The following is an 11,768-nucleotide window of genomic DNA, read 5'->3' as shown; positions in this document are numbered from 1 at the left end:
TGCCGTCATCACTGGCAGCCCCTGTGTATGTGGTCTGGAGTTTTTTGTGGGTTAGAAAGCGAGGGTGCGCTTGAGAGTATCAAGACCCACAGAGCCAAGCTTGAGGGCACGGGTGTGGAAGTCCTTGTCGCTGATGCCTGCCGCACGCGCCTTATCCCGCAGCTGTTCCCAGATGCGCTGGCCGACCTTGTAGCTGGGTGCCTGACCGGGCCAGCCCAGGTAACGCACGTACTCGAAGTCGCGCTGACCAACGCTCATATCAAGGTTGGCATCCAAGAACTTTTTACCGGTTTCAGCGCTCCAGATGCCCGGCTCAATCTTCAGTTCTTTGACCCAGCGTTCGGGGATTTCAAAACCGCAGTGAACGCCAATATCAAAGACGACGCGGGCGGCGCGTAGGCGCTGAGCATCGAGCATGCCCATGCGATCGCCGGGGTCGCTCAGGTAGCCGAGTTCTTCCATCAGGCGCTCGGCGTAGAGAGCCCAGCCCTCGCCGTGGCCTGATACCCAGACGCCGTTGGCGCGCCATTCGTTCATGGTGCCCGCCATAGCGGTAGCGACGGCTGCCTGCAGGTGGTGGCCGGGGGTGCCTTCGTGATAAACAGTGGAGGTTTCACGCCAGGTGCCGAAAGTGTCTTCTCCCGGAGGCACTGACCACCACATGCGTCCCGGACGCGACCAGTCGGCTGCCGGGGGCGTGTAGTAGATACCGCCTTCTTGGGTGGGAGCAATCATGCATTCCAGATTGCGCATGGGCCCTCCAACGTCGAAGTGGTCTTTTGCCAGGAATTCAAGGGCTGCATCAGAGAGCCCCTGCATCCACTCGCGCAGGGCATCGGTGCCGTGCAGAGTGCGGGCGGGGTCTGCATCGAGAACCTCTTTTGCCTCTTCGATAGAAGAGCCCGGCTTGATTTCTTCAGCGACCTTTTGCTGTTCTGCGATGATGCGATCGAGCTCTTCAATACCCCACGCGTAGGTTTCCTCTAAGTTGATGGTTGAACCCAAGAACTGGCGGGAGTAAAGGCTGTAGCGTTTCTTACCCACAGCGTCCTCAACCGGTGCTTCGGGCAGGAGCGCTTCGGTGAGGTAGGTGTTGAGCTCTGAGTAACCGATGATGGCGCGGCGAGCGTTGATTTTCGCTTCATCTGCCAGCTCGGGGGCGTTCTGAGCAATCTCCTTGGCGAGCTGGGCGAAGAATCCATCCTCTGTGATGTAAGCGGCGGTCTGCTCAATGGCGGTTTCTACCTGACGCTTAGCGGCGACCTTACCCTGAGCACGGTAAGCCTCGAGAGTCTCGATATAACCGGCAATCGCATCGGGAACATTGTGCATACGACCCGAAAGGTGAACCCAGTCCTCAGCGGTGTCGCGACCCATCAAATCAAAAACGGAGCGAATACTCTGAACGGGGGAGGCAAGGTTATTAATCTCCCACTCGCCCAAACCGGCCTCGTGCATCTCCACCATGAGACCCAGGCGCTCCTGCATCGCGTCCAGGGTGACTTCGTCGATATTATCAACGGGGGTGGCCTCTGAAAGAGCGTCAAGGGTGTCACGAACAGCCTGCAAGATAAGCGAAGTGCCAGCCGGGGAGTAATCTGCGTACTCTGTCTCACGACCTTTACGACCTGCGACAGTCGCACTCTCGGGGTTTAGCTCAAGCATCCGCTCGTAGTGAGCGTTAGCGATGCGGTCAATTTCGGTTTCTGCGCGTTCTACGCGGTAGGCTGCGGGAATTTCGGTTAGTTGTGTCATACCTACCAGTCTATGGCTTAGAGCACACGGTTGGGTGGGTTTGACCCGTCAACGCACCGAAATTTCCCGAGCCGAGGGTTAGCTTTATTGCGGACGCGCCCGCCGCCACGAGCCCGCACCGGGGCGCAGACCGATACCCAGTCGTTGGCCGCGCAACAAAATGCGCTGCACGGCCTCAAAGGCTGTGGAATCACGGTGACGAGCGGAGGCCTGCTGCTGCATGATAACGGCTGTCAGGGCGACAATTTCTTCGTCTGTGGGGTTCCCACTGACCACTTGAAAGAGTGGCTGCGAGGGGGCAACCGGTGTTTCTTTGGATGCTGATATGAGGGGCATAGGTGCTCTAACTTTCACGGGTAGGACTGCTTACAGTGGCATGTTGCCGTGTTTTTTGGCGGGCGTTGACGCTCGCTTATCGCGCAGGGCGTGAAGGGCACTCATAATACGTACGCGGGTTTCGTTGGGGGCAATGACCTCGTCGATATAACCGAGTTCAGCTGCCTGGTAGGGGTTGAGCAGTTCCTCTTCGTACTTGTGTACAAGTTCAGCACGCTTGGCATCAACATCGCCACCTTCTTTGGCAACGGCTGCTAGTTCGCGGCGGTAGAGAATATTGACGGCGCCTTGAGCCCCCATGACACCAATCTGGGCGGTAGGCCACGCCAGGTTGATATCAGCCCCGAGTTTCTTTGACCCCATCACAATGTAGGCACCACCGTAGGCTTTGCGGGTGATAACGGTAATCATAGGAACGGTTGCCTCGGCGTAGGCGTAGAGCAGTTTAGCGCCACGGCGAATAATGCCGTTGAACTCCTGATCGGTACCGGGCAAGAAGCCGGGAACATCCACAAAGGTCAGAATGGGAATATTGAAAGCATCGCAGTTACGCACAAAACGCGCAGCTTTCTCGGATGCATTGATATCGAGGGTACCTGCCAGCTGCAGGGGCTGGTTGGCAATAATACCTACGGTTCGCCCCTCTACACGGGCGTAACCGGTCAGTACATTGGGGGCGTAGAGCTCCTGCAACTCTAAGAAGTGCCCGTCATCAACCACTGTTTCAATGACTGCGCGCATATCGTAGGGCTGGTTGGCTGAGTCAGGAATCAACTGATCGAGATCAAGGTCATCAACGCTGACCCCGGTCTCTTGGGAATGTTCTATCGGCAGGGACTCGGCAAGGTTGTTCGAGGGTAAGAACTCCACAAGCTCACGTACGAAATCAAAAGCGTCCTCTTCATCTTCAGCCAGGTAGGCTGAGGTGCCGGTCACCGCATTGTGCTGGTGGGCGCCACCGAGGGTTTCCATATCAACTTCTTCACCGGTGACAGTTTTAATCACGTCTGGGCCGGTAATGAACATGTGCGAGGTCTTATCGACCATCACCACAAAGTCAGTCAGCGCCGGTGAGTAGGCAGCACCACCGGCGCAGGGACCCATGATGATTGAAATCTGCGGAATCACACCCGAGGCGCGCACATTCATTCTGAAAATATCGGCAAACATCGCCAGGGACGCGACGCCCTCCTGAATACGAGCACCACCGCCGTCATTGATACCTATAATGGGGCAACCGTTCTTCAGAGCGAACTTCTGCACCTTGACGATTTTTTCACCGTTCACCTGTGAGAGCGAACCACCGTAGACCGTGAAATCCTGCGAATAAACGGCAACCAGACGTCCGTCAATAGTGCCGTAGCCCGACACCAGACCATCACCCAGGGGACGCTTGGAATCCATGCCGAATGCCGAGGTGCGGTGGCGGGTGAGCGCGTCAAACTCCACAAAAGAGCCCTCGTCCAAGAGCATGTCGAGGCGCTCGCGCGCTGTTTGCTTGCCACGTTCGTGTTGGCGGTCTACCGGCCCCTGACCGGTGGGTAGCAGCGACTGCTCACGGCGGGCATAAAAATCAGCGATTTTTCCCTGGGTAGTGGTGAGATCATATTCGGGTGCAGAACTATCGGTCATGTCAACTTTCCGTACGAGAGGTTTCAAAGAGGGGCAGCGAATGGTTCGATGCTGCCAGAGGTGCGGGTAGCGGTTTTAGGCACCCAGGTTGCCGAAAACGGGGTTCCATTCGCGCAGGGTGGTTTCGAGAACAGCGCCGCCGAGGGTCATCGGATCTTGGGCGAGAATATCTGCGACTTCCTGCTGGGAGTCTGCCTTGAAAATCAACAGGGCGCCGGGGGCATCGCCGGTCACGAACGGACCAGAAGCCACCAGAACACCCTCTTCGTACTTCGCACCCAGATATTCGCGGTGGGCGGGGCGGTGCTCTGCCTGAACCTCAGCGTCGCCGTAGACGTAGGTTGCTGCATAAAAAGCCATGAGTGAATCCCTGTTCTGTTGCTATGTGGTCTTATCTTGGCGCGTCACCATCGAAAGTGACGCTCGAAAGCTAATTAGTTAGGTTAAATCTACCTTAGGTGAGACACACTACAGGAATTTTTAGTCAAGTTGCCCTAAAAGTGTAAGCTGAATCGTGTTTAGGCGAACCGTCACAACATGAAGGTCACAGTATGCAGTCCACTTCTAAACAACTTACCCCCCTGAATATTCCCGGTTATGCGCGGGCGGGTTTTTTCTCCCAGACGGAATCCACGAATACTGATGCTCTTAAGCTACTTGCCTCACCCGATGCTACTGCCCGCGAGAAATTGGGAGAGCTTTCTGTGCTCGCCACCGATGACCAGAGGGCGGGGCGCGGACGTCTGGATCGGCAGTGGACGACACCGGCAGGCAGCGCCTTGTGTGCCACCTTTATCGTGCGCCCCCACGCCAGCACCCAGCCACTGCGCTCCGAAGCTCTGCGCTGGCTGACTATGATCCTGGCTTTAGCTGCCCGGCAGACCCTTGTGGAGCAAGGGGTGGATGCTGGCATCAAATGGCCCAACGATTTAGTGGTCGGTGGCCGCAAAATTGCCGGTATTCTCGCCCAACTATCTATTGAACCCACCGGTGAGATGAGTGCTGTTGTGGGTATTGGTATCAATACCGCTATGAACCCTTCACAGCTGCCGTTTGAAACTGCCACCTCAATGGCGATTGAGGGAGCTAAGAGCCCCGATAACTTGGAGCTTTTGCAAGCACTTGCTGCCTCCTTTGCCGATATCTACCGGCGGTTCGCTGAGGCTGGAGGGGACGCGAGTGCCCCTCTGACGTCCGGGGTAAGTCTGGTGGAGCTTCTACGATTGCACACCATCACCCTGGGACAGGAAGTAGCCGTTCACTTACCCGGTGACGATATCGTGCAGGGTGTGGCTGTTGATCTCGCGGATGACGGTGAAATCATGGTGCGAGATCCGAGGGGGAGGGTGAAGTCCTACGCCGTGGGGGATGTGGTACACCTGCGTCCGGCATCATAAACAACGAAATATCAGGGGCTTACTGGAGAGTCCCTTGTACAGCTTCGAACACGGCACCGGCGAAATCCCTCACGCAACCTAGTTTGCGGGCACTCTCTTCACGCACTTCACGCATGGGTTCTGAGCACAAAGATGCACCTCCTCGCTCGGAATCTTTGCGCTCAGCCTTTAGACTGGTGAGACTATGAAACTAAGGGCTGAGCTGTTTGAAGGTGAGTACGTGATAGCTGGCACGCGGGCACATACGTGTACCTTATTGCCGGCGCTCGCGTCCTTGCTCGTTGCTGTGGTGAGCGCTAGTTTTGCGAGCACTGTTTACCCCAGCGCAAAAATTCTGGGGTTGCTGGTTTTTGCTGGGGCACTGTGGGCGCTGATTAAAAGCGTTCGTGCGGTTCTGGAGTGGGCGTCTCATCAGCATTTTTTGACCAACTATAGGGTGATCGAGATGCGTGGTAGTCAGCTGCTGTCAGTTGGTCTACCCGAAATTCACGGTGCAATGGTGAGTTCTGGGTGGAGGGCTAAGATATGCGGGAATCTCACCCTGCACACGCGCAGTGGCGAGTATCTAATTCAGGGCATTGGTTACCCGCAGAAGTTTTCGACTCTGGTGCGTCGGGCTCAGCACGAACTGGGAGGGTTGTGAGTAAAAGTCTTAGTTGCCTTTAACTCAATAAAGAGTAAGTTTTAGGTCATAAACATAAGAACTATTTAGAGTATTGTGGCTCACATCCGTTAGACTGTGAAAAGCGAGCGTATATTTTCACGACGAACACGCGGCGCAGTGACCACAGACATTGATGAAAGGTACTCACAGTGGAACCCACAGCTGAAGGTTCAAGCAACCTTCCCGATACAGGGCCAGCTACCACTGCAATAAACCTTCTGGGCAACAACGTACTGAATAACGTGTACCGCAGTGACAGGGCTAAGCAGGGCATTCGACGCCTCGAAAAAGCCTTGCTCGGCGAGAACTGTTCCCTTCGCCGTCAAGAGGCTGCGGATATGGCGGGTGTTTCCCTGCTTTCTGCGCGCAAGGTGTGGCGGGTTCTGGGGTTCCCGAACCTCAAAAAAGACGATAAATATTTCACCCCGATGGATGCACACGCTCTGAAGCGCCTAGATAAGTTGCGTGAGCGTGGGGTAGTAACCGAAGACGGTCTGAATTCTTTGATCCGTTCAGTGGGGCAGATGATGGATCGTATGGTGGCGTGGCAGGTCGAAACCATCGTCGAAGACATGGTGGTTCACCGCGGTGCCACCGATGCTGAGGCACGTCAAGAACTATTGACGGTGCTGCCCGAAATTTTAGAGGACCTCGAGGCTCTGGCGGTCTATGGTTACCGCCGTCAGCTCAACGCTGCGGTGGTGCGACTTGCCCTGCGCGGTGAGAAGGGCGATCCAGATATTAGTGAGAGCGATTTGCCGCTGGCTCGCGGTATCGGTTTTGCCGATTTGGTATCGTACACTTCGCTTTCGCGTCAGATGAATGAACGAACCCTTGCGTCTCTGGTGCGTTCTTTTGAACAAAAGTGCGCTGAGATTGTTGCTGTGGGTGGGGGTCGCATCATTAAGACGGTGGGTGATGAGATTATGTTCCTCACCGAAACACCTGAATCTGCCGCTCGTATTTCTTTGGCGCTTTCAAAGATGATTCGCGAGAATCCTGATTTGCCGGAGGCTCGTGTGGCTTTTGTGTGGGGACGAGTGATGCCCCGCTTGGGCGATGTATACGGTCCCACTGTTAACCTGGCGTCTCGGCTTGTGGCATTAGCAGAGCCGGGGGTTGTTTTGACCGACAATCACACTGCTGAAACTATTGAAGATAATGAAAAATTTGTGCTGATTCCGCAGGGCGTTCGTAACGTGCGTGGTTTTGGCAATGTATCGCCTGTGGCTATTACCCCGGGCATCGGTAATGAACTGGAGATTGATTTCGAATGAGCACCTCTCACCTGACGATTTTTACCGGTAAGGCAACAGACAAGGGTGCTTTTCGTGATAATAATGAGGACGCACTGACCGTAGCCGGCACCCTTGCCGTGGTGGCCGATGGTATGGGTGGTCACGAAGCCGGTGAGGTCGCCTCACGTTTGGCAGCGCGAACCCTCGCCTATTCTTCGCTATTCACTCAGCCCGGTGGGATGACCAAAGAGCAGAACGAACAGGCACTGGCAGATATGATTGCCGAGCGCGAGGCTGAGGCTCAGGAGTCGCAGGCGAACTTTCGCTCTCGCCGCCGCAAGAATACGACCGCGCTGAACAAGCAGATTATGAAGACCCTGGAGCGCCTGCGAGGCATCATCGGTGAAGCTGATGAGTCTATTAAATCCACTTTGAACCAGCGTGCCGGCACCACTCTCACCGGTGCCTGGCTGACCTACATTGGCGATCAAAATATGTGGTTTGTCTTCAACGTTGGCGATTCACGCACCTACCGATTAGTGCGTGGCGAAGACCTACAAACGAATGAGGAATCGCTATCGCTTTCTGGCGAACTCGACGGTGTGGGTCTTGAACAAATCACCGTTGATCACTCTGAGGTGCAGTACCTCGTTGATACCGGTCAGATCACCGCAATGGAAGCCCTGACCCACCCCCGCCGCAACGTCATCACCCGCGCCCTGGGCACCGGCAACTACTGGGAACCCGATTTCTGGGTCATTCCGGCAAAACCCGGTGACCGCCTGATGCTCTGCTCTGACGGTCTTTCTGGCGAGCTCTCACACAACTACATGGCGCGCGTCCTCGCCACCGTTGAACACCCCCAAGACGCCGCGGACGTTTTGCAAACAGCTGCCCTGCGCGCCGGTGGTCGCGACAATATCTCCGTTGTTGTGGTCGATGCTATTACTGAAGAAGAAGCGGACGCGCGTGCTCAAGCACTCAAGGAATTGACCGCTACCGAATCTCACGAAATCCTCGAAAAAGCTGAGGACTACGAGGTCAAACCCACTGCTAGCTCAGAAGACCCCGAATTTGTCTCTGAACGGTCACTAAACCAGGAGTTCTACTACAAAGACGAGCAGTAACCTCACCCCCCCTTCTACAACGCCCCGTTTGTCTCTCACAAGCGGGGCGTTCGTCTACCGGCTACCGGCAGGGTAACTCAGCCTTCGAGTGTTCTACACTTAGACACAACACCCAATAGACAAAGCCCCGCCCCTGAGCGAGAAAACCCCAGAGAACCGTGTGTGAGGTAAGTGCCATGAGCGTTGATCTAGCCATTGTTGAGTCTGTAACAGACCGCGAAAAAGTTGAAGGCCCCGATGTATCTGAAGAGCTCAAACAGCACTACGCTGAGCTCATCGACAAAGTGCGTGCAGCCCGCACCGAGTACTACGTCAATGACGCGCCGACTCTCTCGGATGCCGACTACGACGTTCTCTACACCGAGCTGGAAAAATTTGAGGCGCTGAACCCCGAACTAGTAGCTAACGATTCGCCCACCCAAGAAGTCGGCGGTGAAGTTTCTACGGCTTTCGCTCCGGTGACTCACCGCGCTCGCATGTACTCGCTGGAAGACATTTTCTCCCTGGATGAAATCATCGCGTGGATCGAGAAGACCGCTCAGAATGCTCAGCGCCTCACCGGTCACAAAGCCCAGTGGCTGAGCGAGCTCAAAATTGATGGTCTTGCCATCAACCTCTTTTATCGCAAGGGTAAGCTCGTGCGCGCGGCAACCCGCGGCGACGGTTACACGGGTGAGGACGTGACCCACAATGTGCTGACCATCAAGAGCATTCCCACCTCCTTAGCGGGGCAGGACCACCCTGAAGAGCTTGAAGTGCGCGGCGAGATCTTCATTTCTTCCCAGGACTTCCGTGCCTTGAACGAGCGCATGATTGAAGAGAAAAAAGCTCCTTTCGCGAACCCCCGCAACGCTGCTGCCGGTTCGCTGCGGCAAAAGGACGCGTCCGTCACCGCTGCGCGTCCGCTGAGTATGTTCGTACACGGTATCGGGGCGAACTCTGGGCTGAGTGTTACCAGCCAGTCTGAGATGTACGCACTCCTTGAGGAATGGGGACTGCCGGTAAGCCCCTACAGTAAGATGCTCGACACTGCTGAGGAGGTACTGGAGTTCATTGCATACTTCGGTGAGCACCGCCATGATTTGGTACACGAAATTGACGGCATCGTCATCAAGGTGAACGATTTTGCCACCCAACAGCAGCTGGGGCACACATCGCGCGTGCCGCGTTGGGCAGCTGCTTACAAGTACCCGCCGGAGGAGGTCAACACCAAGCTCTACGATATTCGCGTGAGCGTGGGTCGTACCGGGCGGGTGACTCCCTTTGGCATGATGGAACCGACCAAAGTTGCCGGTTCAACCGTTGAGATGGCAACCTTGCACAATCAGGATGTCGTCAAAGCTAAGGGTGTACTGATTGGGGACACCGTAGTGCTGCGCAAAGCCGGAGACGTGATCCCCGAAATCGTGGGGCCAGTTGTTGCCCTACGTGACGGTAGCGAACGTGAGTTTGTGATGCCTAGCCACTGCCCCTCCTGCGGAGAACCGCTGGCACCAGCTAAAGATGGGGACGTTGATATTCGCTGTCTCAATACTCGTTCCTGCCCCGCCCAGCTGATGGGGCGTATCTACCACATTGGTTCTCGCGGGGCGCTAGATATCGAGGCACTGGGGGAGGAAGCCGCACGCGCGCTGACTGCCCCCGCTGCTCCCGAGATTCCGCCGCTCACCAGCGAGGCTTATCTGTTCGACCTGCGTCCAGAAGATTTAGGCGAGGTTCGAATCGAACGTGAGAAAAAAGGTAAAAACGCCAAAGCCGGTACCACAGAGCTTGTGCCCTACTTCTACACCCGTGGCACCGTAAGTAAACCTTCGGTGCCCTCGCGCAACACACTCAAACTCTTTGATCAGCTAGAGAAAGCTAAAACTCAGCCCCTGTGGCGTGTATTAGTTGCTCTCTCTATTCGCCATGTGGGGCCAACCGCGGCACGCGCACTTGCCACCGAGTTCGGGTCGATGGACGCTATTGCTGCTGCCTCGACCGAGCAATTGGCGGCAGTAGACGGGGTAGGGCAAACAATCGCCGATTCTATTACTGAATGGTTTGCTGTCGACTGGCACCGCGAAATCATCGAACGCTGGTCAGCTGCTGGCGTACAGATGAAGGACGAACGTGACGAGTCTCTAGAGCGCACCTTAGAAGGTCTCACCATTGTCGTGACGGGAACGCTCGAAAATTTCACGCGTGACTCCGTCAAAGAGGCAATCATTGTTCGTGGTGGTCGAGCCTCAGGGTCAGTATCAAAGAAAACCCATTACCTGGTGGCAGGTGCCTCCGCTGGCTCGAAACTCGATAAGGCAGAACAGCTGGGTGTGACGGTGCTCGATGAAGAAGGCTTTATTAACCTCCTAGAGAAAGGACCTCAAGAGTAGAACATGAGGGTGGTGGCGGGGTTCTTCTCACCACCACCTGTGGTTTTAACCGGTGCGACACGTTTTTCTCAAAAATTTTTTGGAGAAACTTCTGGTGCTCTACCCCTGGTGCAGGTGGTGACCCCGTGGAAAATTTTTATAACGATTTGATAACGAAAATAGACCTTTTTGACCCGGAATCTAGCGGTTAATGCAAAGTACAGTTTCTGCTTAAAGATTGTTGATGACCTCCAGGTCCACGAAACACAGGGCATAAGAGTCCACTCTCGCTAGGGTGTTTAACCTCAAAAATGGGTTGTCAAAACCAAAATCGTTACAGTATCGTTATCAACGAATCAAACGCCACCATCTTCGGTGGCAGTTCGAAGCCGGAAAACTTCGAACACATGCTGGGTTTTGCCGCACACCTGACGTCGTCTACAGGGCAAAGCCTAAACACATGAAACCTAAACTTTTATAGGTAGACGGCAGCGCATAGACGTCCAGGGATGGAACGAGCGCGAGGTGGCCTTTTATGGAGCATTGTGAAGACTACTTCCAATATTCGTCGTTCAGCAGCAGCACTCGCTTTCGGTGGTGCCGCAGTTGCAGCGTCATTGACCCCCGCAAACGCAGCACCCGTTGAAGCATGGGACGCACTGGCACAGTGTGAATCAGGTGGCAACTGGGGCATCAACACCGGTAACGGTTACTACGGTGGTCTGCAGTTCAGCCCCTCATCATGGGCAGCAGCAGGTGGCTCAGGCTCGCCCGCAGCAGCTTCAAAGGCTGAGCAGATTCGCGTCGCTGAGAACCTCCTGCAGATGCAGGGTTGGGGCGCATGGCCTTCATGCTCAGCTCAGCTCGGTCTTCACGCATACGGCACCGGTGGCGCACCCGCTCAGGTTGCAGCACCCGCAGCTGCTCCCGCTCCTGTAGTAGCACCTGCTCCTGCACCCGTGGTAGTTGAGGCACCTGCACCCGTAGCAGCTCCTGTTGAGGCAGCACCTGCTCCCGCTCCTGTAGTAGCACCTGCTCCTGCACCCGTTGCAGTAGCACCTGCTCCCGTAGCAACCGTTCCTGCTGCTGGCACCTACACCGTTGTTGCCGGTGATACCCTGTCAGAAATCGCTCTGGCACACGGTTACCAGGGCTGGGACTCATTGGCTAAGGCTAATGCACACATCATCCCCAACCCCCACCTGATTGAAATTGGTCAGGTTCTGATTCTTCCCGCTCGCTAATTGCGAGTAGAGGTTTGAATATAA

10 protein-coding genes are annotated in these 11,768 nt (G+C 55.5%); 6 read left to right on the top strand and 4 right to left on the bottom strand.

Annotation, left to right across the window (positions count from 1 at the left end; translation table 11 throughout):
* Positions 1-51: 51 nt before the first annotated feature.
* From JR346_RS07870 to JR346_RS07855, 4 genes are all read right to left on the bottom strand, one after another.
* Entirely contained in the window at positions 52-1,755 is a 1,704-nt protein-coding gene (locus tag JR346_RS07870; RefSeq protein ID WP_204877349.1) for a DUF885 domain-containing protein, read from the bottom strand.
* 84 nt (positions 1,756-1,839) lie between these two features.
* Positions 1,840-2,091: an acyl-CoA carboxylase subunit epsilon gene (locus JR346_RS07865; protein WP_204877348.1), complete on the bottom strand. Its 252-nt coding sequence runs from the start codon at positions 2,089-2,091 to the stop codon at positions 1,840-1,842.
* A 30-nt stretch (positions 2,092-2,121) separates the two neighbouring features.
* Positions 2,122-3,723 (bottom strand): acyl-CoA carboxylase subunit beta, encoded by a 1,602-nt coding sequence (locus tag JR346_RS07860; RefSeq protein ID WP_205482158.1) that lies wholly within the window; start codon positions 3,721-3,723, stop codon positions 2,122-2,124.
* Positions 3,724-3,798: 75 nt separating this feature from the next.
* A complete protein-coding gene (locus JR346_RS07855; protein ID WP_205482157.1) occupies positions 3,799-4,083 on the bottom strand; it encodes a YciI family protein in 285 nt (94 codons plus the stop codon).
* A 191-nt stretch (positions 4,084-4,274) separates the two neighbouring features.
* Here JR346_RS07855 and JR346_RS07850 point away from each other — a divergent pair, with 191 nt between their 5' ends.
* The 6 genes from JR346_RS07850 (at position 4,275) to JR346_RS07825 (ending at position 11,744) form a co-directional block, all read left to right on the top strand.
* The gene (locus JR346_RS07850; RefSeq protein WP_205482156.1) at positions 4,275-5,120 is read left to right on the top strand and encodes a biotin--[acetyl-CoA-carboxylase] ligase; all 846 of its coding nucleotides are present in this window, start codon (positions 4,275-4,277) and stop codon (positions 5,118-5,120) included.
* Positions 5,121-5,304: 184 nt separating this feature from the next.
* The gene (locus JR346_RS07845; RefSeq protein ID WP_205482155.1) at positions 5,305-5,763 is read left to right on the top strand and encodes a hypothetical protein; all 459 of its coding nucleotides are present in this window, start codon (positions 5,305-5,307) and stop codon (positions 5,761-5,763) included.
* 170 nt (positions 5,764-5,933) lie between these two features.
* Positions 5,934-7,061, top strand: coding sequence for an adenylate/guanylate cyclase domain-containing protein (locus JR346_RS07840; RefSeq protein WP_204877343.1), 1,128 nt, complete (start codon positions 5,934-5,936; stop codon positions 7,059-7,061).
* A complete protein-coding gene (locus tag JR346_RS07835) occupies positions 7,058-8,149 on the top strand; it encodes a PP2C family serine/threonine-protein phosphatase (protein ID WP_204877342.1) in 1,092 nt (363 codons plus the stop codon). The genes JR346_RS07840 and JR346_RS07835 overlap by 4 nt, the downstream gene beginning before the upstream one ends.
* Before the next feature lie 176 nt (positions 8,150-8,325).
* Positions 8,326-10,521, top strand: coding sequence for an NAD-dependent DNA ligase LigA (gene ligA, locus JR346_RS07830; protein ID WP_205482154.1), 2,196 nt, complete (start codon positions 8,326-8,328; stop codon positions 10,519-10,521).
* 524 nt (positions 10,522-11,045) lie between these two features.
* The gene (locus JR346_RS07825) at positions 11,046-11,744 is read left to right on the top strand and encodes a transglycosylase family protein (RefSeq protein ID WP_240333915.1); all 699 of its coding nucleotides are present in this window, start codon (positions 11,046-11,048) and stop codon (positions 11,742-11,744) included.
* Positions 11,745-11,768: the final 24 nt, after the last annotated feature.

The organism is Rothia sp. ZJ932 (assembly GCF_016924835.1).
Classification (GTDB): domain Bacteria; phylum Actinomycetota; class Actinomycetes; order Actinomycetales; family Micrococcaceae; genus Rothia.
This window is presented reverse-complemented; position numbering and strand designations above follow the sequence as displayed.